The organism is Clostridium sp. AN503 (genome assembly GCF_040719375.1).
In the GTDB taxonomy this organism is placed as follows: domain Bacteria; phylum Bacillota; class Clostridia; order Lachnospirales; family Lachnospiraceae; genus Brotaphodocola.
The window spans coordinates 2,743,812-2,769,552 of the sequence record NZ_JBFDTP010000002.1; the positions used below are offsets into that span (position 1 = coordinate 2,743,812).

Consider the following 25,741-nt stretch of genomic DNA (forward strand, 5'->3'; position numbering starts at 1 on the left):
TATTTCGCTATTATTCGACACCTGCCGCTGTTTTTACACGCTTTGCAGGGCGTTTTGGCGATTTCGGGGATTTGGTCTTTTCATTACATAAATTCTATGCTACAATTAATCCGCACGAAAATCAAGTGGAAATTATTACTTTTTATAATAATTAAGAATAAAAGAACAGGAAGGTAACCGTTATGAAATTAGGTATCGTGGGACTGCCGAATGTCGGAAAAAGTACCCTCTTCAACTCACTGACAAAGGCTGGCGCAGAGTCCGCCAACTATCCGTTCTGCACCATCGACCCCAATGTGGGCGTGGTCGCTGTGCCGGACAAACGCTTAAAGCTTTTAGGAGATCTGTACCATTCCAAGAAGGTGACCCCCGCCGTGATCGAATTCGTGGACATCGCAGGGCTTGTAAAGGGCGCCTCCAAGGGCGAGGGCCTGGGCAACCAGTTCCTGGCCAACATCCGCGAGGTAGATGCGATCGTACATGTGGTGCGCTGCTTTGAGGACCCCAATGTGATCCATGTGGAGGGCACTGTAGATCCGATCCGCGATATTGAGACCATCAACCTGGAGCTGATCTTCTCCGATATCGAGATCCTGGAGCGCCGGATCGCCAAGACCTCCAAGTCCGCCATGAGCGACAAGTCCCTGGCAAAGGAGCTGGAGGTATTAAAGGAACTGAAAGCCATCCTGGAGGACGGGAAGCTGGCATCCGCTTATGAGAGTGACGACGATGACGTGATGGCGTTTGTCAATTCTTTAAATCTGTTGACCTGCAAACCTGTGATCTTCGCCGCCAATGTCAGCGAGGACGACCTTGCCGACGATGGGGCTTCCAACCCGCATGTTGCGGCTGTCCTTGAGTTTGCAGCCGAAAACCACTCCGAGGTATTCGTCATCAGCGCCCAGATCGAGCAGGAGATCGCCGAGCTGGACGACGATGAAAAACAGGAGTATTTAGAAGCCCTTGGACTCTCCGAGTCCGGCCTTGACAAACTGATTGCCGCAAGCTACCGTCTGCTGGGCCTGATCAGCTACTTAACCTCCGGCGAGGATGAGACCCGCGCATGGACCATCAAGGTGGGGACCAAGGCGCCGCAGGCTGCCGGCAAGATCCATACGGATTTTGAGCGGGGCTTCATCCGCGCAGAGGTGGTCAACTACCAGGATCTGCTGGACTGCGGGACCTATGCCAAGGCCAAGGAAAAAGGGCTGGTGGGACTGGAAGGGAAAGAGTATGTCGTCAAAGATGGGGATGTTATTTTGTTCCGGTTTAATGTGTAATGTAGAAAATTGAAGTACGCAATGTCCGGGGGCGGGGCAGGATGGCGGTGGGTGACTGTGTCCAGCTTGAGCATTGCTAAGAAGAAAAAGCCGTTTTGAACGGGGCAGAATCTGACTTTGTACGTCAGATTCTGCCCCGTTCAAAACGGCTTTTTCTTCTAAGCACTGCTAACAGCTTCCCAACGTCACCCACCGCCATCCTGCCCCGCCCCCGGACATTGCTGGTTACTGGCTTTTCTGGGATTTAAAAACGTAAAACGGCTGGGGATTAATCGTGCTTTGAGATTATAAATTTTTAGGTTTTGTGGCTTGACAGAGCTGGTTCTTTGAAGTTAGAGTTATAGTATATGGATGTTTGTTTTTGAGGGATGTGGTGTGGAAGTGGAATATGAATTTAGAATTGGAGATGTTGGCAGATATGACAGATTTCCAGTCGGCGGTTGAGGAAGTCACGGCTCTTGTACAGGATAAACTCTAGAATAAGGGCAATCTCCCCAATTATATGTTGGAGAATTTATGGAGGACATCAAGATGAAAATCATTGAAGTAACAGACAGAAATTCATCAATGATAGAACAGTTATTAAAGGTGTGGGAAAGTTCTGTGAAGGCAACGCATCTTTTTCTATCAGAGAATGAAATAGAGGACATTAAGAAGTATGTACCACAGGCATTAAAAGAAATACCACATTTAATTGTTGTGGAAAATGAGGATCAAGTTCCTATGGGATTTATGGGGATAGCAGGACAGCACCTGGAAATGCTGTTTATCTCCCACGAAGAAAGGGGTAAGGGACTGGGTAAAGAATTACTTAGATATGGTATAGAAAAATATTCGATTAACGATTTAGCGGTGAATGAACAAAATCCTCTTGCTAAAGGTTTCTATGAGCACATGGGATTTCACGTTTATAAAAGAACTGCAAATGACGAACAGGGCAATCCCTACCCCCTTTTATATATGAGTAGACTGTAATTTCTGTTTGATGGAAAGTTGGAGCATATTATATTACCGCACAGTAAGTTAAAGAAGCAACCAATTTTCTAAACTCATTAGATGATAATATTTTGGAAAACATGTATGATTTTAGATCAATGCAAGAAAATGCAGTATATCCACTTCATGGAAACGAAAATGAATTAGATACAGGATTTTTATATGAGTACATATATTCATATCTGACAAAGTTGAGAGAGTATTTTAATCAAACAGCAGAAAAAGGGTATGCTATTATTTTATATTTCAGTTAAGCATGAGTAATGGAGTAAATCTCTTTACATTATCGGAGAAATGTGTACTTACAGCTTCCAGTTGTGAGGGAGGGATCATATGGAACGTTTGAAAAGCTATTGTGCAGAGGTATGTTTTATAGATAATTTGCAAACATTTATAATTTCTCCCTCGAAGTTTGATGATATTCTAAAAGATAACGAACTTTTAATGTACTTGAAAAAATCAGATATAGTTCCTTTTATAAAGACATCAAGGGCAGTTGGTACAAATATATTATATCTTGCATTTGTAAATCTTCCTGCTAAAGTAGAAAGATTTCAGTGGTTACCGGTACATTGCTATAAAAACGAAAATAAATTTTACCACGTTTATTATAGAAATACATGGATGTGCAGAGAGTGCAGGCACATAATGAATAAATCAATCGTCATGCCAATGGTGGAGGCTGATTCAACAATTTACCATTATTGTGAAAATAAATATCCGGATATTCCTTTGATTTTCCAAAAAGTAAAATGTCCTAAATGCGGCAGGGTATTACAAAATCATTTGATTATTATTAAGTAGCACAACTTCCAGTTGTTAGGGGAATCAATCAGATCGAAATTGACTATTTCATTTTTAGGAGGATTTATATGGGAGCGAAACATGCGAGCATTCACTTGAGATGCGATGATAGCAATGAGGTTCTTGTCAGACTAAAAAAAGCATTCAGTAAAAAGAAAGGTCCCGGCAAAAAGGATATGATGGCAATTGAACTCATAAAAGCTTTTGCAAACAAGAACATCAGCGAGATAACGGACCCGACAGAAAAAGCGGAAAAAGAGGCGGTTCTGTCTGAAGCTATTGAGCGGACATTGAACGGTATGGGAACGGGAGACCCTGCTGTAATCGTTGTTCGGAAACACTTTGTCAGTATCTATTGGTATGACCATATCCGAAATGATAATTTACAGGAAAAAATGTTGGAATACGCTCAGCTATGCGGGGTTCCTGCCATGGGTGTGGGCTTATACGATGACACAAATTTTTCAATTTATGCTGTATGCAATGCAAAAGGACCTGATGCCCGGTGGTACAGCGGAGAATATTTGTTTGATTTCGATGACATTACCCCGGTAAAAGCAGAGGATATCTGCGACACAATCGACGCGCCCTTTTTCCTGAAGGGCCTGCAAAAAGTTTTGTCCCATGATAATGCCGAGGCTATGGCGGATACTTTTGAACAGGAAACCAAACTACCTATATTGATGTTTGATGAAGATTGCCGAGATATGGGTATGAAAGAGCTGCATCGGTGGAGCAGTGCAACTGTATATTGCGAAAAATACGAATAACAAATGAATTCCAGTTTTTGCCTACCCTTCGGGAGCAAATCCATCAGGATTTCTACGTTCAGGGAGCCGCGCCCCGCATTGGGCCTGCTTTTCCCTTTAGAACCCCGTTCCCAACGAAACGTGAGCGCCCGCCTCTTCCCCATCCTCCCGATGGCGTACCCTCGCCGCACACCTACTCATGCTCCTTACAGGAAATCTCCTCCACCTCCAGCTTGAACACGCACACCGCATCCAGCATCCCATCGGTAAAAGTCCAGTCAGACTTTCCCGTATTGTGCCGCATCAGTTCACACAGCGCTTTTCTTTTCTCTTCCGGTTCCTCAACAAGATCAACGCGGCCTGCGCCGATCACACTCTGGAAGGCTGCGGAGTAGCTGCAGGCGGTCTCCCCGGCGTGCAGCTGGTATGCCGTGTCCAGTTCAAATCCAGCGCGGTGATATTTTCGGATCAGCTCCAGCTTCCTCCCTTCTTTGGCCCCATGAAAATAGAAAACCTGTTTTTCCTCCTCCGAAACATATCCAAAATTCAGAGGGACGATATATGCCGTCCCTTCATCACAAAAACCCAGCCTGCAGCAATGGCATGAACGGATCATATCATCTATCTTTTTACGGTCCGTTATCTCCCTGTCTTTTCTTCTCATTCTCAGTCCTTCCTCCGGCGGACGAGACGCCGGTACCATGTTTTCTGCTCCATATCCGATTCCAGGATCATCCTATCCCATTTTGCGTAATTTTGTCAACTGGATTTGGCATGTCTTGTCGGAAAATGGCCAGAAAAGCGTTGCGTTTAACAGACTTATGGGGTATATTGGTTACAACTGGAATTGGAAGTGAGGATGGATATGACACACGAAGAATACGATTCCCTGCTCATGGACCGCAGCGGCTATCTATGCTATATCTGCGATACAGAGACTTATGAGACGCTGCATTTAACCAGGGCAGCAATGGATCTATATGGGCTAAAATCCCCAGAGGAATATACAGGCAGACAATGCTATGATCTTTTACAGGGGCTGGATTCCCCATGCCCGTTCTGCCCGAATTCCAAATTAAAGCACGGGGAGAACTACTGCTGGGAACACTATAACACCAAGCTTGACCGCTGGCTGGCGGCAACAGATACCCTTCTGACCATAGAAGGACGGTCATGCAAGATGGAAGTGGCCAATGATATCACGCAGCAGAAAGAACAGGTGTCACAGTTGTCGGACCGGCTGTCTATTGAGAGCGCCCTGATTGAATGTGTAGGCATCCTGGCCCATGAGAAAGATATGAAAGCTGCCATCAATCACTTTCTGGAAACCATCGGGCATTTTTACCAGGCCAGACGCGCCTATATCTTTGAATTCGATCCTGAGAACACCATCATGAACAACACATTTGAATGGTGTGATGAAAATGTCTCCCGTGAAATCAACAATCTGCAGGAGATTCCGATCGAATATGCCAGTGACTGGCTGAAGATGTTTGAGGAAAAAGGAAATTTTTCGATTTCTTCCCTACACAAAGAGTTAGACCCTTCCGAACCTGGATATCGGATCTTAAACGACCAGGGAATTGAAAAACTCCTTGCAGCACCGTTTCTCAAGGGAGAAAAGATAACCGGTTTTCTCGGTGTGGATGATCCCTGTGTCAACAGTACGGATCTGACTCTGCTCCGCGCTGCCTCCGATTTCATCATGGAAGAGCTTGAGAAACGCCGTCTGATGAGCGATCTGGAATACGCCTCCTTTACGGATCTTCTCACTGGTTTAAAAAACCGCAACCAGTATATACGGGTCCTGTCGGATTACAGCAGGACGCCTCCGGATTCTCTGGGGGTGATCTTTATTGACATCAATGGCATGAAGAAACTCAACGATACCTATGGTCACAGCTTCGGGGATTACGTGATCATCAGAGTGGCCTCCATTTTAAAAGAACACCTTACAGACAACCTGTTCCGTATAGGTGGTGACGAATTCGTCGCATTGTACCCGAATATCAGCAAGGAAGAATTTGAGAAAAAAGTACTGAACCTGCGGCGTGAATATGATGCAGACAAAGACTGCGATGTCTCCCTCGGCTACACCTGGAGCAGCGGGGAACTGGATGTCGTCAGCCAGATCCGCCAGGCTGACGAACTGATGTATGCAGAAAAACAGTCTTACTACCACTCCATCCTGTGCACGGGCCGGATGGCAAGGACCGGTATGGCAAGCGAAGTACTGCAGGAGATAAAAAACGACCGTTTCGTCGTCTTTTACCAGCCGCAGTTCCATATCAAGAGCCAGAAGATCATCGGCGCCGAGGCCCTGGTCCGCAAAAAAGACAACGATGGAGTGCTGATCCCGCCGGACCGTTTCATCCCCTTCTATGAATTAGAGGGTGTGATCCGTCATGTGGACCTGTACGTGCTGGAAACAGTCTGCACAAATCTTCAAAAGTGGATGAGTGAGGACATTCCCCTGCGCATCTCGGTGAATTTTTCAAGAGTGACCCTCATGGAACCGGATATCGTAAAAACCATATTGGATATCTGCCGCCGCTATGGCGTCCCGTCCTCCTATATCATGGTGGAGGTGACGGAGAGCATCAGCAAGATGGATCATGAACAGCTGAAACGCCTTGTCCACGACCTGGCGGAAGCGGGATTTACCATCTCGCTGGATGACTTTGGTTCCAAATACTCCAACCTTTCCATCCTGACGGCCCTGGATTTTAACGAGATCAAGTTTGACAAAACCCTGGTGGATGAACTGGAGAAGAATCCCAAGAGCCAGGTGGTCATGCAGAACAGCATCCATATCTGCAGAGATTTAAAAAATACCCACTCCATCGCTGAGGGTATCGAGACCCGCGGACAGCTGGACCTGCTGTTGGATTATGCATGCGACTACGGACAGGGCTACTACTTCTCCCGTCCGCTTTCGGAAGAACAGTTCAGCAAGCTGCTGAAGGAGCAGGCAAAAAGCAGATAACCGCCCGGTTATCTGCTTCCTTTTTTAATGAACTGAATCAGCGCTTCCTCATCCTCGAAGCCATCGTAGTCGCCGCTTATCCCTTCCCGGTGATAGACAACGCCCTGACCTTCATTCCTCTCCAGACAGTCCAAAAGCTCCCCACTGCCATACTGCTTCACAAAACTGGTAAAACCATGTGGTTTAGCCTTGCCCAGCAGTCCTTTTCGGCAGTCCTCACTGCACTCATAACAGCCCTTCAACCCTTTTTCCATGGAACATCTCCGGTTCTCACACCAGGCGCTGCCGGAACAACCGTCTGAATCACAGCCCGCACAGGTCTCATTCTGTGAACACAGTGCACATGCCAGACCACATCTTGCAATCCCTAATTCCCGCTTCATACTTTATGCTCCTTTTTGTCACATATTGTTGCTTCTTGTTCCTATCCCGATTATATCATATGTAATTGCTTTTTTTCTACATATTTTGTATAATGGAAAGACTTATGGAAAAAATACTGACTTTGGGGGTAACTATGAAAACAAACAACAAATGGGCCAGCAAGATGGGCTTTATCCTGGCTACGGCAGGAGCTGCCATCGGTCTCGGCAATCTCTGGAAATTTCCCTACCTGATGGGGCGTAACGGAGGCTTTCCGTTCCTTGTGGCATATCTGTTTTTTATCTGCATTCTGGGAGTACCGGTCATGATCACGGAAATGTCACTGGGACGCAAGACCGGACAGAACCCGGTACTGGCCTATGATTCCATCCATCCGCACGCGAAGATCGTAGGCTATTTCGGCGTGCTGGCAGCTTTCGTCATCCTGTCCTACTATGCGGTGATCGGCGGATGGATCATCAAATATTTTACCAGCTACGCTTTCACGGCCCACGCTCCGGCAGATTTTACCGCCTTTATCGCAAAACCCACGGAGCCTCTGGCCTGGTTCTTCCTGTTCATGCTGATGACCGGGATCATCTGCTATTTCGGGGTGGACGGTATTGAGCGGGCAAGTAAATTCATGATGCCTGCACTGTTTGTCATCCTTTTGATCATCATTGGCCGCGGCCTGACCCTGCCAGGCGCGTCAAAGGGGCTGGCTTTCATCTTCAAACCTCGGTTTGACGATTTCAGCGCCGGTTCCGTCAGCGCCGCACTGGGACAGGTGTTTTACTCCTTAAGCCTCTGCATGGGCATCACGATCACTTACGGCAGTTATTTGAACCGGCATGTGAGCATCCCGAAAAGCTGCATCCACATCGCGCTCCTTGATACGGCGATCGCGGTACTGGCGGGGATCGCTATCTTCCCCGCAGTATTTGCCTGCGGCCTGGAACCGGCGTCAGGACCAAGCCTGATCTTCGTCACCCTGCCCCGTGTATTTGAATCCATGACGGGAGGCTCCCTGTTTGCGGCCCTGTTCTTCCTGCTGGTATTCTTTGCTGCCGTGACCAGTGCCGTAGCGCTCCTTGAGGTATGTGTGTCCTTTGTTATGGGCTCCTGGCATTGGAGCAGGAAAAAAGCCGTCCTGATTTTGACGGCTGTGATCTTCCTTCTGGGCACGCCCAGCTCCCTTTCCTTCGGACCGCTGGCTGATGTGACCATCTTAAACTATAGTATTTTTGACTTTGTATGTATGTTGACCGACAACATCTTCCTGCCCTTCGGCGGGATCTGCATGTGCTATTATGTGGGCTGGAAGTGGAAACCGGATATCCTGCTGGAAGAGATCAGGCAGGATGGAGTCCAGTTTAAACTGGCGAAAGCATGGCTGTTCTTAATTCGCTTTATAACACCGGTGATGGTCGCGGTGGTGACCCTGACGGGATTCTTCGGCGTATATCAGACCATCATAAAATAATACTGTCCCGGGGAGATATCAGACTTCAAAATCTTCGGATTTGAAGCTGCTGTAATATCTCCCCTTTTCTGCGGTAAAACGCAGCACACAGTAGTCCGGGTCTGTCACTCCGCCGGGATAATACATGGTATCGCCCTCCCGCCAGATCATCTCCTTACTTTCGCTGTCCTCTAAGACCTCCATCGTTCCCTTAAGCATCACTCCCCTGAAAAAGCGCCTGTCACAAAAGTAGATGCAGGCCCTGGGATTCTTCCTGTATTGGGATACTCTCATGGAAGATGTGTTCGTCGTAAAGTAGAACACCCTGAGTCCCTCCCTCCTGCGGGGCGGCAGCATGGCCTTCGTGTTGGGATAACCGTCTGCATCGACAGAGCTGATAAATGACACCCCCTGTTTATCGATCAGGTTCCCGATCGTTTTTTCTGCATCTCTCATTGGATCTTCCTCCTTATGCTTCCTTATAATTTCATTATAGAAGCACTTCTCCTCCAGGTAAAGTACAGACTTTTTTGTAACTATAATAATCCTTTCTCTCTAAGCAGCTCAGCTTTCCCGTCTTCCAGCATGATCTCAATCCCCACAGTCTGCATGATCGCAACCGCTTCAAACACCTTTTTCCCACGTTCCGTCAGATAGTAATCTACCCGGAGCGGATAACCGTCATATGTATTTTTTTCCACAGCGCCGCAGGTTTTCAATTCGCTTAAATGTTGGAGAAGCATCTTCTGGCTGATGCCTCCGATCTCCTTTTTCAGGGAGGACAGGGACTGAGGGCCTTTGCTCAGCTGCCAGAGAATGATCGGCTTCCACTTGCCTTTGATCATATCGTGAGTCAGTTCCAGAGGGCAGGTGTATTCATCGCGCATCTTCATAATTTCTCCTTTCCACGCTTCCATTGTCACCATAAAAAGAAACAGGGCTGCTGCGCAGCAGATGGCACGCATCCACAGCACAGCAGCCCTGCCGTATGATCATTCTCTTAAATATCCCGGAGATATTTCTCCATCATCCCGCACCCGTCCAGGGTGATAAAATAATCTCTGGGAGTCTCCGCCCTGCGGATCATCTGCACGCTTCCATCCTCTTTTAAAAGCAGCTCCGCAGATTTCAGTTTCCCATTGTAGTTATATCCCATGGCAAAACCGTGGGCGCCGGTATCATGGATATAGAGCAGGTCACCTTTCTGGATCTCCGGCAGCATCCGGTCGATGGCGAACTTGTCATTGTTCTCACAGAGGGAACCTACGATATCGTACTTATGGTCACAGGGCATATCTTCCTTCCCCATCACCGTAATATGGTGGTATGCTCCGTACATGGCCGGGCGCATCAGATTCACGGCACAGGCGTCCACGCCCACGTACTCCTTGTGGGTGTGTTTCTCATGGATCGCTTTCGTCACCAGGCTTCCGTACGGCCCCAGCATAAACCGCCCCAGCTCCGTATAGATCTCCACGTCGCCCATGCCTGCCGGCACCAGCACTTCCTCATATACCCTGCGTACGCCCTCACCGATGACTTTGATATCATTCGGCTCCTGATCCGGACGGTAGGGGATACCGATCCCTCCTGACAAGTTGATGAACTTGATGTGAGCGCCGGTCTCCTCGTGGAGCTGGACTGCAAGTTCAAACAAAACCTTAGCCAGAAGTGGATAATATTCGTTAGTCACAGTGTTGCTTGCCAGGAATGCGTGGATGCCGAACTCCTCCGCTCCTTTGGATCGCAGGAGCTTATAGGCCTCAAACATCTGCTCTGTGGTCATACCGTATTTGGAATCTCCCGGGTTATCCATGATGTCATTGCTGATCTTGAACAGACCGCCCGGATTGTAGCGGCAGCTGATGGTCTTCGGAATATAGCCCAGGACCTGCTCCACACAGTCGATATGGGTGATATCGTCCAGGTTGATGATCGCCCCCAGCTCCTCCGCCAGCTTAAACTCCTCCGGCGGCGTGTCGTTGGAGGAAAACATGATATCATGGCCGGTAAGCCCCACGGCCTCCGACATCATCAGCTCTGTGGCAGAGGAACAGTCGGTCCCGCAGCCGCACTCCTTCAAAAGCTTCAGGATGTATGGATTGGGTGTGGCCTTTACTGCAAAATATTCTTTATATCCCGGATTCCAGGAAAAAGCCTCCTTAAGACGCATGGCATTCTCCCGGATCCCCTTCTCATCGTACAGATGGAACGGAGTCGGATAGGTCTCTATGATCTCATCTAATTGTGCTTTTGTTACAAATGGTCTCTTTTCCACTTCGATTTCTCCTCTCATGTTCCCGGCCTGCAGCCTGTACGCCATGCGGCAGCCGCCTAAGCCGATATTAAATATCAAAAAGAAGCCTGAAACAGGCTGCAATCATAATCCTTTCGATTGTAACCCAGATCAGACTTCTTTGTCCAGCTATTTCTTTATCAATCTATGAACCTCAATCTACAACTACAACGCGCATGATGTTGGTGTGGGTCGCCGGTTCGTGGCGGCTCGCTCTCATCACCACGCCCGCCGTAAATACAGTCACATCTCCGCTCTCGATGATCCCTTTGTTCTTTAACAGATCCAGGGAGGAATCGATCAGAAGGTCCGTTGACTCCGCGCGCTTTGCCTGGAACGGTTTTACGCCCCAGTAGATCTGCATCTGACGCACTGCCGACGCGCTCGGGGACAGGCCGATGATCTGCACTCCCGGTCTCCATTTGGAGAGCAGGCGGGCGGTAAATCCGCTGATAGTCGGCGCAACGATGACCTTTGCGCTCAAGTCGTGTGCCGTGGATACGGAGGAATAGCAGACCGCATTGGAGATGTTGCTGGCATTCTCATCGGATACCTTCCTCTGGCGGTATGCACTGTAGTCTAAATACTGCTCGGATGCCTCGCAGATCTGCGCCATCATCTTGAGCGCCTCCACCGGGTACTTGCCCATGGCGGTCTCGCCGGACAGCATCACCGCATCTGTCCCGTCGTACACTGCATTGGCCACGTCTGTCACCTCGGCCCTGGTCGGTCTTGGATTGCGGATCATGGAATCCAGCATCTGGGTAGCCGTGATAACCGGCTTACATGCCAGGTTACATTTGCGGATAATGGTCTTCTGGATGTGCGGAACCTGCTCCGCCGGAATCTCCACGCCCATATCACCGCGGGCTACCATGATCCCGTCGCTGGCCTCAATGATCGCATCCAGGTTCTCAATGCCTTCCGCATTCTCGATCTTTGCGATCACCTGGATGGTGGAGCCCGCAGCATCCAGGATCTCACGGATCTCACGGATCGCATCTGCGGTCCGGACAAAAGAAGCGGCAATGAAATCAAATCCCTGCTCAATACCAAACTGAATATCCGCCTTGTCTTTATCCGTGAGTGCCGGAAGCTTGATCTTCACATTCGGTACGTTTACGCCTTTTCTCATGCCAAGCTCGCCGCCATTGATGACCTTACAGATGATATCGGTGCCGTTTACCTCCTGGACCTCCAGTTCAATGAGACCGTCATCGATCAGGATCTTATTGCCTGCCGTCACATCCTCATTGAGGCCGCTGTAGTTGATATGGCCGATCTTATCATCACCGATGATCTCGCGGGTGGTCAGGGTATAGGTCTGCCCCTCGGTCAGAGTGACCTTTTTCTCATCCTTTAAAAGCCCGGTACGGATCTCCGGCCCCTTGGTATCCAAAAGCGCCGCAACCGGCAGGCCCAGCTCCTCACGGATGCTCTTTAACATATCGAGACGGCTCTTCTGCTCCTCGTAATCTCCGTGGGAAAAGTTGAAACGCGCGATATCCATGCCGTTCTCGGCAAGCGCTTTCATCAGATCCCTGTCATTGGTGTTCGGTCCCATGGTGCAGATAATCTTGGTTTTCTTCATTGATTTTTCATTTCCTCCATTTACTGTTGTCCGGAATCCTTCGTCACATGCTGATGCGTGTACAGATGGTCCTGGCAATACTCATAATTTCCCTCACATTTGGAGCAGTAACGGAACTCCAGATGGTCCCCGTCCTGTTCCGTTCTGCCGCATACCGCACAGCGGTGCCGGGTCTTGCCCTGCGGCAGGATCTTGACTTCCCGCTTGAAGTCCTTTCTGCGCTTGATCTCCTTCGGCGCATACCTCTTGTAGTTGCGTGTCATGAGCACAAAGATGATCACGTTGGCCAGGGAGATCGCGATCTCGACCCTGGTGCTCAAGCTGCCGAATACAAAGCTGTACAGATATACGGCGCACTCCGCCACAGCCAGCCATTTGGCCTTGATCGGCAGTACAAAGAACAGCAAAAACTGCACATCCGGAAAATAGATCGCAAACGCCAAAAAGATCGAGAAATTCAAAAATCCTGTCGTCATGGCAATCCGCTCACCGAATACCAGATACGCCACCAAAGCTGCGATCACCTGTCCCAGCACGCCCATGAAAAAGAATACATTGAACCGGAACGGCCCCCAGATATTCTCCAGCGTCTGCCCTAAGTTATGATACAGAAAGAGTGCGATCACCCCCAAGAATACACTGGTAAATACCCAGCTCCCCATGGCCGGCGGATAGATGAGAAACGTTACGATCCGCCAGATCTGCCCGTGCAGGATGGCTTTCGCGTCCAGGCAGAGATACTGCCAGTACAGATACGGCTGCACCAGCTGCAGCACCAGACCGATCCCGTACAGGATCACGATATAATACATCAGGTTCGGTATCGCGTACTTATGATATTTTCTCTCAAAATCATTAAAAAATTTCATCTAATATCCTTTCAGCTTCATAATTCTTTAAAAAAGATCCTTTTTAGAGAAGATGAAGGCAACTACGCCGGAAAGCACCGCCGCAAATCCCAGTACGATCCAGAATCCGTACGGGCTGTCCGCAAAGGGCATCCCCACGTGGTTCACATTCATGCCGTATAAGCTTGCCACCATGGTCGGAATGGACATGACAATGGTGATGGTCGCCAGAAATTTCATCACGATATTCAGATTGTTGGAAATGACCGATGCAAACGCATCCATCGTCCCGCTCAAAATACCGCTGTAGATATTGGCCATCTCGATCGCCTGCTTGTTCTCGATGATAACATCCTCCAGAAGATCCGTATCCTCCGGATATTTTTTGATCTTCTCACTCTTTAACAGCTTCTCTAAGACCACCTCATTGGAACGGAGGGAGGTGGTAAAATACACCAGACTCTTCTCCAGCTCCAGAAGCTCGATCAGCTCCCGGTTCCGCTGGGATTTGTGAAGCTCCCGCTCCACCACTTCACTTTTCTTGTCGATGATGCGAAGATACTGCAGGTAGAGAGATGCGTTCTTGTACAGGATCTGCAGGATGAACCGGGTCTTCATATACGTATAAAAGTCTCTCACCCGTCCATCCATGAACGCCGTCAGCACTGGCGTATCCTCCAGGCATACCGTAACGATGATATCATTCGTCATAATGATGCCCATGGGGATCGTTACATACCAGTCTTTTTCATTGCGCTCCTCGATCATGGGGATATCCACCAGCACCAGGCTGTAATCCTCCTCGCTCTCGATACGGGAACGTTCCTCCTCATCCAGAGGGGCTTTTACATGGTCGGGATCGATCCCGTACCGCTCCGCCACCTCAAGGATCTCTGTAGCTGTCGGGTTGGTAAGTGCGATCCAGCACCCGCTCTCCGCCTCGTCCACCTGATGGATCATGCCGTCTTCTGTCTTAAAAATACGAATCATGTCAGTCTTCCTTTCCCTTATTTAAATAGTATTTGCTGCCAGAGCGCTGTGAAACCCGCACTGCAGCCAGGGAGAAGAAAAACCGTCCGGCCTTTCTTTGCCTCTTTAAGAATGCAGTGCAGGTATGCGCTTTCGTCCGTCTTCAGTTTCCGCGTGATAGTTCGAACCACTGTCCATAGCTGCTGCTTCCTTTCTTTTTTATTTCAGGTGATTTCCGTCTTTTACGCTGATAATTTCCCTGCGACCTTACCATTATAATTTCTGCATGCCTGTTTGTCAAACCCATTGACAGCCATTTTTCAAATCTCACATAATTTTAGCTATTTCTTAACTATTTTTTTACGCCCCTGTAAATTGTAAAAATCACTGTTTTATGTTAAACTTAAGCTCAGTATGCCCATATGTATACTTTTTTAGATAAGGAGGCAGGGGTTTTCCCCGCACATATGAATTTACATAATACTTTAGGAATCGATATCGGTTCCACTACCGTAAAGATCGCTGTCTTGAACAGCGAAAACCATATATTATTTGCTGATTACGAGCGTCACTTTGCCAATATCCAGGAGACGCTCGCTCTTTTACTTTCAAGAGCAAAAGAACAGCTCGGCGAAATGTCTGTCCGCCCCAGCATCACCGGTTCCGGCGGGCTGACCCTTTCCGCCCACCTGGGCGTTCCGTTTACCCAGGAGGTGGTTGCAGTTGCTACTGCCCTTCAGGATTACGCGCCTCAGACGGATGTAGCCATCGAGCTTGGCGGCGAGGATGCAAAGATCATCTACTTTACCGGCGGTATTGACCAGCGTATGAACGGAATCTGCGCGGGCGGTACCGGTTCTTTTATTGACCAGATGGCGTCCCTTTTGCAGACGGATGCGTCGGGCTTAAACGAATATGCCAGGAACTATCAGATGATCTACCCCATCGCTGCACGCTGCGGTGTATTCGCCAAATCCGACATCCAGCCTCTGATCAATGAAGGCGCCACCCGGGAGGATCTGTCTGCATCCATCTTCCAGGCCGTGGTAAACCAGACCATCAGCGGCCTTGCCTGCGGCAAACCGATACGCGGCACGGTAGCTTTCCTCGGCGGGCCTCTGCACTTTTTGCCGGAACTGCGCCGCGCATTTACACGCACCTTAAACCTGGATCAGGATCATGTTGTGGCCCCGGACCATTCTCATCTGTTTGCCGCCATAGGCGCAGCCATGAACGCAAAAGAGGATGTCGATGTGTCTCTGGAGGACATGATCGCGCGCCTTACCTCCGGCATCAAGATGGAGTTTGAGGTCAAGCGTATGGAGCCGCTTTTTGCTGCCCAAGAGGATTACCGTGTGTTTTGTGAGCGCCATGCCAGCCATCAGGTTCTAAAAGCAGACATTACTGCCTACAGCGGCAATTGTTATCTGGGTATTGACGCCGGTTCCACCACCACCAAGGTAGCTTTAGTGGGCGAGGACGGCAGTCTGCTCTACAGCTTCTACGACAACAACAACGGCAGCACCATCGCCACAGCCATCCGCGCCATCGGGGAGATCCGGGAACTTCTTCCGGAAAGTGCGCACATCGCCTGGTCCTGCTCTACCGGTTACGGCGAAGCCCTTCTAAAATCAGCCTTTATGCTGGATGAAGGCGAAGTAGAGACCATCTCCCACTACTATGCCGCCGCATTTTTCGAGCCGGACGTGGACTGCATCCTGGACATCGGCGGACAGGATATGAAATGCATCCGGATCAAGGACGGCACCGTGGACAGCGTACAGCTCAACGAGGCCTGCTCCTCCGGCTGCGGCTCCTTTATCGAGACTTTTGCAAAGTCGCTGAATTACAGTGTGGAGGATTTCGCTAAGGAGGCGCTCTTTGCAGAGAACCCCACGGACCTAGGCAGCCGCTGCACCGTGTTCATGAATTCCAATGTAAAACAGGCACAGAAGGAGGGCGCGACGGTCGCCGATATCTCCGCCGGGCTTGCATACTCCGTCATCAAGAACGCGCTCTTCAAGGTGATCAAGATCACCAGCGCCGCGGACTTGGGGACCCATGTGGTCGTCCAGGGCGGGACATTTTACAACGACGCCGTTCTGCGCAGCTTTGAGCGGATCGCCGGCTGTGAGGCCGTCCGTCCGGATATCGCAGGCATCATGGGCGCCTTCGGCGCCGCGCTGATCGCCAGGGAACGCTGCAATCATGCAAAAGGCACCAGTATGCTGCCCTTGGAAAAGATCCTCGCGTTAAAATATCAGACCTCCATGGCCCGCTGCAAGGGCTGCACCAACCACTGTGTCCTGACCATCAACCGTTTTGACGGTGGACGCCAGTTCATCAGCGGCAACCGCTGTGAGCGCGGTCTGGGCAAGGAAAAGGCCAAAAAGGAAGTTCCGAACCTGTTTGATTACAAGTATCACCGGATGTTTGACTACGAGGCCCTGACCCCGGATATGGCTCCCCGCGGCACCATCGGGATCCCGCGGGTGCTCAACATGTACGAGAATTATCCGTTCTGGGCTGTGTTCTTTAAGCAGCTTGGATTCCGCACCGTGTTATCGCCCCAGTCCACCAAGAATATTTACGAGCTGGGCATCGAGTCTATCCCCAGCGAATCCGAGTGTTATCCGGCAAAGCTGGTACACGGGCATATTTCCTGGCTGATCAAGCAGGGGATCCGGGATATTTTCTACCCGTGCATCCCGTATGAGCGGAACGAGACGCCGGATGCGGGCAATCATTTCAACTGCCCGATGGTCACCTCCTATGCGGAGAATATCAAGAATAACGTGGAAGAGCTGACAGAATTCCAGGTACATTTCATGAATCCGTTTTTCGCCTTCACCAACGAGGAGATCCTGACAAAACAGCTGATCGTGGAGTTTGGACAGGAATACGGAATCACCTCTGTAGAAGTACAGAAAGCGGCTCACGCCGGATGGCAGGAGCTTTTGGCTTCCCGCCGGGATATGGAGAAGAAGGGTGAGGAAACGGTCGCCTGGCTGAAGGAACACGGCCGTCACGGCATTGTGCTGGCTGGACGCCCCTACCATGTGGATCCGGAGATCCACCACGGCATTCCGGAGCTGATCACATCCTACGGGCTGGCAGTCCTGACGGAGGACTCTGTCTGCCATCTGGCTGAGGTGGAACGCCCGCTGATCGTCACCGACCAGTGGATGTATCATTCCCGGCTGTACAAGGCGGCTTCCTATGTGAAGAACAGCGACTGTCTGGACTTGATCCAGCTCAACTCCTTTGGCTGCGGCCTGGACGCCGTCACCACAGATCAGGTTCACGACATCCTGACCGGCTCCGGCAAGATCTACACGGTGCTGAAGATCGATGAGGTAAACAACTTGGGCGCGGCACGGATCCGTGTCCGTTCCCTGATCGCTGCCCTGCGGGTCCGTGAACAGAAACATTTTGAACGGAAGGTAGTCTCCAGCGCTTACAACCGCGTCGTTTTCACGAAGGAGATGAAGAAGGATTACACCCTGCTCTGTCCCCAGATGTCGCCGATCCATTTCGACCTGATCGAGCCCGCCATCCGGGCTTTTGGATACAAGGTTGAGGTCCTGCAGAATGACAGCCGCGCTGCCATCGACGTGGGCCTCCAGTATGTCAATAACGACGCATGTTATCCATCCCTGATCGTCATCGGGCAGATCATGGATGCGCTGCTCTCCGGCAAATACGACCTGGACCACACCGCGGTACTGATGAGCCAGACCGGAGGCGGCTGCCGCGCTTCCAACTACATAGGCTTTATCCGCCGCGCTCTGGAAAAAGCGGGGATGCCGCAGGTTCCGGTCATCTCTGTCAACACCAACGGCATGGAGACCAACCCGGGCTTCACCTTCACGCCTGCGCTGATCACCAAGGCGATGCAGGCGGTGGTATACGGCGATGTTTTCATGCGTGTACTTTATGCAACCCGTCCATACGAAAAGGCGCCCGGCTCCGCCAATGCCCTTCACGAAAAATGGAGAAAGCGCTGCATTGCAAGCCTCTCCAAAAAATCGGCCAGCATGATCGAATTCGGAAAAAATATCCGCGGGATCGTACGGGATTTCGATGATCTGGGCCGGATTGACATCCAGAAGCCGAAGGTAGGCGTAGTAGGCGAGATCCTGGTGAAATTCTCTCCGCTCGCCAACAACCACATTGTAGAACTTCTGGAGTCGGAAGGCGCCGAAGCCGTGGTCCCGGACCTGATGGACTTTTTGATGTACTGCTTCTACAACAACAACTTCAAGGCAGAGCGCTTAGGCGGCAAACGCTCCACCGCACGGCTCTGCAATATGGGCATCTCCCTGCTGGAGTATTTTAGAAAAGTAGCAAGAAAAGAGCTTGCCGCCAGCACCCACTTCACCCCGCCGTCCCGCATCTGGGAACTGGCGGACATGGCAAAAGAGTACGTCTCCTTAGGCAACCAGACCGGCGAAGGCTGGTTCCTCACCGGTGAGATGTTAGAGCTGATCCACAGCGGTGTCAAAAACATCGTCTGCACCCAGCCCTTCGGCTGCCTCCCGAACCACATTGTAGGAAAAGGAGTGATCAAAGAGCTGCGAAGGACCCACCAGGACGCCAACATCATCGCCGTAGACTACGACCCCGGAGCCAGTGAAGTAAACCAGTTAAACCGAATCAAACTAATGCTCGCTACGGCGAATAAAAACCTCCGCGAAAGCATGTAGCAGTGCGAAACTATCCGCGAAAGCATGTAGCAGTGCGAAAAAATAAGCAGTCACAGTCTCGCCCAGAGCTTGCTCACATAAGAGACTGGGAATGCTTATTTTTTCATAGGGCGATAGCCCGCGACCGACATGGAGCGCAGCGGAATGGAGGTGCACTGCGGACTCCCTCCAATCCCCCCCTCACCCCCACAGAATGCCAGCGGAATGGAAGCCCACTGCAAGCTGCTCCCCAATCCATATCACCAAATCACACACCAAATCCAAATCCCCCCCACACCGGTTTACCAGTATAAATCTTTGCCATTTCCTTCCCACTCAACACCCTAACCGCGCCTGCCGCCAGAGCCTCCATCTCAAATTCACCCGCCATAACTTCAACCGGAGCAAGAAATGAGATCATATTTTTCAAATACCCTACTACATATTTAGAATGAGAAATCCCGCCAGTCAGCACAACAGCATCCACATTTCCGTGAAGCACGGCGGCCATGGAACCTGCTGTCTTTCCAATCCCGTACAACATGGCGTCATAAACCAGTTTCGCGTATTGATTTCCGTCCTGTATCATCCGTTCTACCTCCCGCGCGTCAGAAGTTCCCAGGTGATCTACCAGTCCGCCGGTTTTAGTCACTTTATCCCGCATTTCTTTCTCAGTAAATTCCCCCGAAAAGCACAGATTGATCACGTCTTTCACTGGAAGCTGTCCGCAGCGGGTCGGCGCCATGGGACCATCGCCGTTTGCGATATCATTGGAGTCAACCATTTTTCCATGTTTGTGGGCTGTCACAGATACTCCTCCTCCAATATGGCAAATGATCAGATTCAAGTCCTCATATCTTTTCCCCAGCTTTTCCGCGTAACGGATACCGATTTCTTTTTGATTTAAAGCATGAATACGACTCTCACGGTAAATCCCTCTCAGACCGGTCACACGAGCCTCATCCGTAAATTCATCCACATCCGGCGGATTGACCACAAATGCCGATCCTCCATACTCTTCTGCAAATGCTGCCGCCAGCTGCGCCCCCAGCGTCGCCGGGTGCTTTACTGTAAACCCTGACCTCGCATGCTCCAGCAGTTTCTCACCGATGCTGAACACTCCGCCCTCAACGTTAACAAGCCCACCGCCCCGGGCAGAAAAAGCGTCCACCCCCAGAAGCGTCTGTCCCGCCCTTTTTAGCTCCTCCATAATCGTCTCTTTGCGATACTCAAACTGATCGCTGATTTCCTGAAATTCCTTCAGTTTCTCCGCATCGTGTGAGACATTTTTTGAAAACACAGCTTCATTTCCTTCAAACATTGCGATTTTGGTAGAAGTGGAGCCGGGATTGATCGCAAATACTTTAAATTCTTTCATCTCAAAATTCTCCTTGTAAGTTATTATGGTAAAACGGGCACGGCGGACATAGCCGTCGTGCCCTGATCTCGTTTTCTGGCAAGAAAATTGGATTTAGATTTTATAACGAATTAGTGGAACAGCGGATACAAAAGGCCGATCCAGATCACCATCAACGCGCCGCCGATGCGGGTGGAGATGGAAGCAAAAGCCAACAGGTTCATACGGTTTGCTGCTGACAGCACCGCCAGATCGCCGGATCCGCCAATATTGCAGCAGCAAAGACCGGCTGTAACGCCTGCCTCATAAGACCACAGGCCAGAAAGCTTTCCGAAGATCATAGCGCCAATAAATGCGCCAAGTACCGCCATAAAGATCACTACAAACGCACCCACACTGAAGAACTCCGCCAGTGTTGCAAATTTCAGGGAGTTGATACCGATCCCTGCGATCAGCATTGGCAGCAGCGCCTTCAAGGCAAAGTTCATGGAGTATACACAGCTGTCCCCAACAGAATCCGGGATAATACCAGTACATTTGATGATGATGCCAAAAACGATCGTCCATGCCAGCCCTGGGATTACGCTGAATCCGGGAAGCTGCCCCAGGATATTGCCAAGCAGGTACAGGCAGAAGCTCATGAAAATCCCGGAGCCAAGTGCAACATAGTCTGCAGACGTAACCGGCCTTTTTTCTCCCTCGGTCTGAACCGCTGCGCCTTTTGCCCGGAGAATATCACCATTACCATTTAACCCCTTTATCCTGGAAGTCAGCGCGCCCCCGACTGCTGCCATAACAACAGCAAGCACATTTGCGATAGAAGCATAACACAGGAACTTTCCCGCCATCGGAGTCATATCGGTGCCGGATAAACTGGTATACAGAGCCGGAAGTGTGGTCATGGCGCCGCCGGAACCGCCGGACATACACGGAGCCCCTATATCAAACAGCGCTTCCGGGATGCCATAGCCGGTGATCATACCTGCCAGCATACAAAAGCCCAGTGCAAACACCTGACTGCCCAGTACCGTCGGCAGATATCTTGCCGTTGCCCCCAACAGGATCTTGCGGTCCATAACAAGGATAGAACCAACCAGCAGCATCGCAATATATGCATCCTGAAAGCCGCCGGACATCAGGACCTTTGTACCGTTTACAAGTTCCTGCGGAACCAGTCCGATATAGTTCATAAACGACGCCCCCAGCAGCGGAAGCAGACATGCGCCTCCCAGATAGTTGTTCACGATCGGAATCGTGTTGCCCAGCCAGAAGAATATACCGCCGACCGCCATCAGATATGCTATGGTCATAATAAAGCTCGTCGCCACATAAGTTCCTGCTTCATTGGAATAAATCTTTGCAGTCGGCATAAATCCCAGATATACACTCGCCATAACGACCACAAAGAATGGGACAAAATATTTTGCCGATAACCCGCATACCTTAAAGTTCAGTTTCTTTTCCATATGTAAATCCCCCTTTAATTTTTCCCCACCAGTGCCGCCAGCACGATGGACATGTATTTATCATCTGCACTTGCCGCACGGGATACCAGAAGCACCGGGACCTGTGCCCCGAGCACTACGCCGCCTGTACGTCCCCCGCCTATGACAGTGACCGTTTTTGCCGCTACATTTCCGCTTACAATATCAGGCATAACCAGAACGTCTGCATCTCCCGCAACCGGACTTTCGTACCCCTTGACCGGAGCCGACTGCGGGTCCATCGCCAGGTCATAACTGATCGGGCCTTCGATGATACAGCCCTCCACCCCTTCTTCTTTGATCTCTCCTGCCTCGACCGTTTCCTTCATCTTTGGATTTACTTTTTCCACAGCCGCGATAATGGCTACCTTCGGCTGCTCCACTCCCAGCGCATGGAAGGCCTCTACCGCATTGATGATTGCCGCCCGCTTCTGCTCTTTTGTGGGATATGTCAGAAGTCCCACATCGGTAATAGCAAAAACTTTGTGGTAGTTTGGGCTTTCCATAAAGGCCAAAAGGCTCATGGTATCATTTTTGCGGATACCGCGTTCTTTATTTACCAGCACTTTCATCAGTGTCCCGGTCTCCGTCCTGCCTTTCATAATGCAGTCCACTTCTCCCGCACGCGCCAGGTCGGCCGCCTTCTGGATACTCTCAATTGGATCCTGGATATGGATGATCGTGATTCCTTCTGCCGAAACCCCAAGCTTCTCCAAAATTCCCCTAATAGCCGGTTCATCGCCGATCAGAACCGGATCCACCATGCCATCCTGATAAGCACGGCAGACAGCTTCCAGTGTATGTTCGTCCTGAGCCGGTGTCACTGCAACGCGGCGTCTGACCGGCATGGAGCGAAGCATGTCTTTTAACTGTTCAAAATTCTTTATCATATTGGTTACTCCTTTGCAGGCGTCTGCACCCGCATCCATCCTTTGCTTGTTAACTGCGCGGATCTGTCACAACTCCCGCAATTGCAGTTGCCGCCGCAACAGTCGGGCTGCACAGATAGCTCAGAGTCTTTTTCGTCCCCTGTCTTCCGATAAAGTTGCGGTTTGCTGTGGACAGGATCCTCTCATCGTCTGTCATCAGTCCGTACGGCATACCGCAGCAGAGACCGCAGCACGGATGAGAGATCACAGCTCCGGCTTCAATGAATGTCCTGATATATCCCAACTCCATCGCCTGTTTGAAAATGGTGTTGGTCGCTGGAACTACGATAAAACGCAGTCCCCTGGCAATCTTTTTGCCCTTAAGGATCTCAGCTGCCGCCGCCATGTCCTCAATGCTCCCGTTTGTACAGCTTCCTAAATACACCTCATCGATTTTGGTACCTGCAATTTCGCTGACCGGATGAACATTATCCACCCCCTGCGGACAGGACAGCTGCGGTTCCAGACTGCTCACATCATAGGTTAACACCTTTTCATATTTTGCATCTTCATCAACGCAGACCCAGTCAATCTCTGACAACGGCATATCGTAGTATTCTGCGGTTTTCTCATCCGCCTCAAACAGACCGCATTTCGCGCCTGCTTCCAGCGCCATATTGGCTACTGTAAATCGCTGTTCCATACTCATCTCATGTGCTGCAGGACCCGTAAATTCCAGAGATTTGTACTGACCGCCATCCGCCTTAATATCGCCCAGTATTTTGAGAATAACATCCTTTGACATAACGCCGTCCTGCAGATGTCCATTCAGCACAATCTTGATCGCATCCGGAACCTTAAACCAGAGTTCTCCGGTAATCAGGGCCGCCGCCATCTCGGCTGTACCGATGCCGCTGCAGAAATTTCCTGCACCGCCATAGGTGGTCGTATGGCTGTCGGTGGCTGTGGCGATCTGCCCCGGTTTTGCATATTTTGCTTCATGCATAATGGTGTGGCAGATACCCTCGCCGATATGCAGCTTTTTGATTCCATACCGGGTAGCCAGTTCCAGGCCTGCATCGTAATGGCTGTAGTCGTTCTTCGCCACTGCGGTCGGCATACAGTGATCCCAGACGATTGTCACCTTATCCGGATCGTCAATCTTATCTGCACCGATCTTATTCATGGTATCCACCAGATAAGTGGTGTAAATGTCATGGATCATAAACATATCCGGCCTTGTGATCACGATATCCCCAGGTTCTACATGCTCTTTCCCTGCATTCTTTTTCAAAAGCTTCTCAGCCATAGTATAGCCCGGCTTACGGCACTGCTCAATGGTTAACGGTTTCATCTCTGATTTTTTAAGTCCTGCTGCGATCCGCTTCCTGGTATCCTCGATCAATCCTCCGTTTGAAACAATGTTAAACAGATTCTCCGGGACAGCCCCCACCCTGAAGCTTTTTCCATTGACTGATACGGTCTGTCCTTCCACATCCACCGTCACGATATCTCCGCCTTCACAGACGTCCTGAATTCCGTCACATTGCAGCAGAAGGATTCCGCTGTTAAATGCATTTCGGAAAAAGATTCTGGCAAAGCTTTTGGCAATGATGCAACGGACGCCGTTATAAGAAAGAACGGTAGCCGCCTGTTCACGGCTGGAACCACAGCCAAAGTTGCTCCCTGCAACCAAAATATCTCCCGCCTGGACCGTGGAACCAAACTCCGGCTTCAACAGCTCAAACGCGTATTTCTTCATTTCTTCGATTGTGGGAATTGTCCCGCGTTTTCCCGGAATAATAGTATCTGTATCAATATCATCTCCGAATTTCCAAATCTTACCGCTGAATATCTTGTCCATCTGGCTCCTCCTTACATCTCTTTGCTGGACGAGGCTGCCATAACAGACTCAACCGAAGCAGTATAAACTTCTGCATCTTCGCATCCCATTGCACCTGCAAACGTATACAGGCCTGTGGTCACAAGACGCTCCCCGGGCCCCATCGCCCCCGGACCCTGGACGACCACACTATGGTCGCCGGCTGCGCTGATCTGTGCACCATAGTCGATAAACTTGTGAAGGAGTCCCTCTTCCATGGCCTGAATATAATCTCTGCTGGTAGCCGGGCAGACGGTCAGGCGGAAACCAAATGCCAGTTTTTTGCCCTCTATCATAGCTGCCGCCTTTCGCAGTTCTTCTATGGTCCCACCAGTGTAACCGCCGATCTGTCCGGCCTTCACTGCAAGCCCTTCTACTTTGCTCTTTTCACAGATCTCCGCATTCTGCTGATCAGTTCTGCATCCGCAGGGCATCATCACCATGGGCTTTACACTTAAAAGATCCAGGACAAAACCGCTTTCCGGCCTCTGCTCTGTCATGCCTGCCGCATAAGCTCCGGTCTGGCAGGCCATACTGCAAAGCACCTCTTTCTGGTGCCGGTCCAGCGTTGGGCAATAGAATTCAACTGCTTTCCGGTTCAGCTCCCTGCTCCGGCTCAGAAACGCAAGCGCTGCATCCATGATGCCCACTCCCTCCTGCAGACTTCCGGTCATCGTCACATATTCCGTCTCCGGCACTACAATGCTGTAGCGTCCGGTCTCCACCACTCTCGCAAGCTCAGGGATGCTGACATTGATACCCAATGCGCCTTTTGCTCCAAAGATACTTCCGTGAGAACCTCCGCCGATGATGATCTGACCTGGCTTTACCACCTCATTTAACATGTACTGATAGCCTACGCCCTCAGCCTGGATATACGGACAGCCAAACCGCTCTGCAAACTCCAGGTTTTTCCGCAGAACGGCTGCCGCCTCCGGTCTCCCGGCCGGAACATCATGGTCATAAATAACAAGAACTTTTTCCGGTTCTGCCACCGTGGAAATCGCTTCCACGGCAGCATGTGATACGCCATCATTAATCACAATATAATCCGGTTCTACCGTAACAACGCTTCCGGCAGACCCTCCAAGCATAGTTTCAATAAATGTCCCCATACACG

General features: G+C 50.3%; 20 protein-coding genes and 1 pseudogene. 8 read left to right on the forward strand and 13 right to left on the reverse strand.

Going from position 1 to position 25,741, the window contains the following annotated elements; translation table 11 throughout:
- The first annotated feature begins 182 nt into the window (after nt 1-182).
- From ychF to AB1I67_RS20080, 5 genes and pseudogenes are all read left to right on the forward strand, one after another.
- Entirely contained in the window at nt 183-1,280 is a 1,098-nt protein-coding gene (ychF, locus tag AB1I67_RS20060; RefSeq protein WP_367031954.1) for a redox-regulated ATPase YchF, read from the forward strand.
- 531 nt (nt 1,281-1,811) lie between these two features.
- The gene (locus tag AB1I67_RS20065; RefSeq protein ID WP_367031955.1) at nt 1,812-2,255 is read left to right on the forward strand and encodes a GNAT family N-acetyltransferase; all 444 of its coding nucleotides are present in this window, start codon (nt 1,812-1,814) and stop codon (nt 2,253-2,255) included.
- Nucleotides 2,256-2,314: 59 nt separating this feature from the next.
- A pseudogene (locus AB1I67_RS20070) lies at nt 2,315-2,530 on the forward strand (DUF1877 family protein); the annotation flags it as partial.
- Nucleotides 2,531-2,609: 79 nt separating this feature from the next.
- On the forward strand, nt 2,610-3,080 hold the full coding sequence (locus AB1I67_RS20075; protein WP_367031956.1) for a hypothetical protein: 471 nt from the start codon (nt 2,610-2,612) through the stop codon (nt 3,078-3,080).
- Between the two features lie 68 nt (nt 3,081-3,148).
- Nucleotides 3,149-3,850: a hypothetical protein gene (locus tag AB1I67_RS20080; protein WP_367031958.1), complete on the forward strand. Its 702-nt coding sequence runs from the start codon at nt 3,149-3,151 to the stop codon at nt 3,848-3,850.
- A gap of 172 nt (nt 3,851-4,022) precedes the next feature.
- On the opposite strand, the gene AB1I67_RS20085 is transcribed toward AB1I67_RS20080, so the two are convergent.
- Nucleotides 4,023-4,493 carry a pyridoxamine 5'-phosphate oxidase family protein gene (locus AB1I67_RS20085; protein WP_367031959.1) on the reverse strand — a complete coding sequence of 157 codons (471 nt, stop codon included), beginning with the start codon at nt 4,491-4,493 and terminating at the stop codon, nt 4,023-4,025.
- Nucleotides 4,494-4,694: 201 nt separating this feature from the next.
- Here AB1I67_RS20085 and AB1I67_RS20090 point away from each other — a divergent pair, with 201 nt between their 5' ends.
- On the forward strand, nt 4,695-6,815 hold the full coding sequence (locus AB1I67_RS20090) for a bifunctional diguanylate cyclase/phosphodiesterase (RefSeq protein WP_367031961.1): 2,121 nt from the start codon (nt 4,695-4,697) through the stop codon (nt 6,813-6,815).
- A gap of 8 nt (nt 6,816-6,823) precedes the next feature.
- On the opposite strand, the gene AB1I67_RS20095 is transcribed toward AB1I67_RS20090, so the two are convergent.
- Complete coding sequence (locus tag AB1I67_RS20095; RefSeq protein WP_367031962.1) at nt 6,824-7,198, reverse strand: DUF3795 domain-containing protein; 375 nt, start codon at nt 7,196-7,198, stop codon at nt 6,824-6,826.
- Between the two features lie 134 nt (nt 7,199-7,332).
- Between AB1I67_RS20095 and AB1I67_RS20100 the strand changes: the two genes are divergently transcribed.
- On the forward strand, nt 7,333-8,661 hold the full coding sequence (locus AB1I67_RS20100; protein ID WP_367031963.1) for a sodium-dependent transporter: 1,329 nt from the start codon (nt 7,333-7,335) through the stop codon (nt 8,659-8,661).
- 18 nt (nt 8,662-8,679) lie between these two features.
- Here AB1I67_RS20100 and AB1I67_RS20105 read toward each other — a convergent pair whose 3' ends face one another.
- From AB1I67_RS20105 to AB1I67_RS20130, 6 genes are all read right to left on the reverse strand, one after another.
- Nucleotides 8,680-9,096 (reverse strand): pyridoxamine 5'-phosphate oxidase family protein, encoded by a 417-nt coding sequence (locus AB1I67_RS20105; RefSeq protein ID WP_367031965.1) that lies wholly within the window; start codon nt 9,094-9,096, stop codon nt 8,680-8,682.
- 80 nt (nt 9,097-9,176) lie between these two features.
- The gene (locus tag AB1I67_RS20110) at nt 9,177-9,533 is read right to left on the reverse strand and encodes a helix-turn-helix domain-containing protein (protein WP_367031966.1); all 357 of its coding nucleotides are present in this window, start codon (nt 9,531-9,533) and stop codon (nt 9,177-9,179) included.
- Between the two features lie 107 nt (nt 9,534-9,640).
- Nucleotides 9,641-10,918, reverse strand: coding sequence for a diaminopimelate decarboxylase (locus AB1I67_RS20115; RefSeq protein WP_367031967.1), 1,278 nt, complete (start codon nt 10,916-10,918; stop codon nt 9,641-9,643).
- 172 nt (nt 10,919-11,090) lie between these two features.
- The gene (gene pyk / locus AB1I67_RS20120) at nt 11,091-12,527 is read right to left on the reverse strand and encodes a pyruvate kinase (RefSeq protein ID WP_367031968.1); all 1,437 of its coding nucleotides are present in this window, start codon (nt 12,525-12,527) and stop codon (nt 11,091-11,093) included.
- Nucleotides 12,528-12,547: 20 nt separating this feature from the next.
- Nucleotides 12,548-13,396, reverse strand: a complete 849-nt coding sequence (locus AB1I67_RS20125) for a hypothetical protein (RefSeq protein ID WP_367031969.1) — start codon at nt 13,394-13,396, stop codon at nt 12,548-12,550.
- Nucleotides 13,397-13,423: 27 nt separating this feature from the next.
- A complete protein-coding gene (locus tag AB1I67_RS20130; protein WP_367031971.1) occupies nt 13,424-14,365 on the reverse strand; it encodes a magnesium transporter CorA family protein in 942 nt (313 codons plus the stop codon).
- Nucleotides 14,366-14,811: 446 nt separating this feature from the next.
- Between AB1I67_RS20130 and AB1I67_RS20135 the strand changes: the two genes are divergently transcribed.
- A complete protein-coding gene (locus AB1I67_RS20135) occupies nt 14,812-19,050 on the forward strand; it encodes an acyl-CoA dehydratase activase-related protein (protein WP_367031973.1) in 4,239 nt (1,412 codons plus the stop codon).
- 247 nt (nt 19,051-19,297) lie between these two features.
- Here AB1I67_RS20135 and buk read toward each other — a convergent pair whose 3' ends face one another.
- From buk to AB1I67_RS20160, 5 genes are all read right to left on the reverse strand, one after another.
- The gene (gene buk / locus AB1I67_RS20140; protein WP_367031975.1) at nt 19,298-20,407 is read right to left on the reverse strand and encodes a butyrate kinase; all 1,110 of its coding nucleotides are present in this window, start codon (nt 20,405-20,407) and stop codon (nt 19,298-19,300) included.
- Nucleotides 20,408-20,517: 110 nt separating this feature from the next.
- A complete protein-coding gene (locus tag AB1I67_RS20145; RefSeq protein ID WP_367031976.1) occupies nt 20,518-21,852 on the reverse strand; it encodes a 2-hydroxycarboxylate transporter family protein in 1,335 nt (444 codons plus the stop codon).
- Between the two features lie 14 nt (nt 21,853-21,866).
- Nucleotides 21,867-22,760: a phosphate acyltransferase gene (locus AB1I67_RS20150; RefSeq protein ID WP_367031978.1), complete on the reverse strand. Its 894-nt coding sequence runs from the start codon at nt 22,758-22,760 to the stop codon at nt 21,867-21,869.
- A 49-nt stretch (nt 22,761-22,809) separates the two neighbouring features.
- On the reverse strand, nt 22,810-24,603 hold the full coding sequence (locus AB1I67_RS20155) for an aconitase/3-isopropylmalate dehydratase large subunit family protein (RefSeq protein WP_367031979.1): 1,794 nt from the start codon (nt 24,601-24,603) through the stop codon (nt 22,810-22,812).
- Nucleotides 24,604-24,614: 11 nt separating this feature from the next.
- The gene (locus tag AB1I67_RS20160; RefSeq protein ID WP_367031981.1) at nt 24,615-25,736 is read right to left on the reverse strand and encodes an aconitase family protein; all 1,122 of its coding nucleotides are present in this window, start codon (nt 25,734-25,736) and stop codon (nt 24,615-24,617) included.
- Between the last annotated feature and the right edge of the window lie 5 nt (nt 25,737-25,741).

Coding starts and splice junctions, on each gene's coding strand:
- ychF (WP_367031954.1), top strand. CDS start 183: ATGAAATTAGGTATCGTGGGACTGCCGAATGTCGGAAAAAGTACCCTC.
- AB1I67_RS20065 (WP_367031955.1), top strand. CDS start 1,812: ATGAAAATCATTGAAGTAACAGACAGAAATTCATCAATGATAGAACAG.
- AB1I67_RS20075 (WP_367031956.1), top strand. CDS start 2,610: ATGGAACGTTTGAAAAGCTATTGTGCAGAGGTATGTTTTATAGATAAT.
- AB1I67_RS20080 (WP_367031958.1), top strand. CDS start 3,149: ATGGGAGCGAAACATGCGAGCATTCACTTGAGATGCGATGATAGCAAT.
- AB1I67_RS20085 (WP_367031959.1), bottom strand. CDS start 4,493: ATGAGAAGAAAAGACAGGGAGATAACGGACCGTAAAAAGATAGATGAT.
- AB1I67_RS20090 (WP_367031961.1), top strand. CDS start 4,695: ATGACACACGAAGAATACGATTCCCTGCTCATGGACCGCAGCGGCTAT.
- AB1I67_RS20095 (WP_367031962.1), bottom strand. CDS start 7,198: ATGAAGCGGGAATTAGGGATTGCAAGATGTGGTCTGGCATGTGCACTG.
- AB1I67_RS20100 (WP_367031963.1), top strand. CDS start 7,333: ATGAAAACAAACAACAAATGGGCCAGCAAGATGGGCTTTATCCTGGCT.
- AB1I67_RS20105 (WP_367031965.1), bottom strand. CDS start 9,096: ATGAGAGATGCAGAAAAAACGATCGGGAACCTGATCGATAAACAGGGG.
- AB1I67_RS20110 (WP_367031966.1), bottom strand. CDS start 9,533: ATGAAGATGCGCGATGAATACACCTGCCCTCTGGAACTGACTCACGAT.
- pyk (WP_367031968.1), bottom strand. CDS start 12,527: ATGAAGAAAACCAAGATTATCTGCACCATGGGACCGAACACCAATGAC.
- AB1I67_RS20125 (WP_367031969.1), bottom strand. CDS start 13,396: ATGAAATTTTTTAATGATTTTGAGAGAAAATATCATAAGTACGCGATA.
- AB1I67_RS20130 (WP_367031971.1), bottom strand. CDS start 14,365: ATGATTCGTATTTTTAAGACAGAAGACGGCATGATCCATCAGGTGGAC.
- AB1I67_RS20135 (WP_367031973.1), top strand. CDS start 14,812: ATGAATTTACATAATACTTTAGGAATCGATATCGGTTCCACTACCGTA.
- buk (WP_367031975.1), bottom strand. CDS start 20,407: ATGAAAGAATTTAAAGTATTTGCGATCAATCCCGGCTCCACTTCTACC.
- AB1I67_RS20145 (WP_367031976.1), bottom strand. CDS start 21,852: ATGGAAAAGAAACTGAACTTTAAGGTATGCGGGTTATCGGCAAAATAT.
- AB1I67_RS20150 (WP_367031978.1), bottom strand. CDS start 22,760: ATGATAAAGAATTTTGAACAGTTAAAAGACATGCTTCGCTCCATGCCG.
- AB1I67_RS20155 (WP_367031979.1), bottom strand. CDS start 24,603: ATGGACAAGATATTCAGCGGTAAGATTTGGAAATTCGGAGATGATATT.
- AB1I67_RS20160 (WP_367031981.1), bottom strand. CDS start 25,736: ATGGGGACATTTATTGAAACTATGCTTGGAGGGTCTGCCGGAAGCGTT.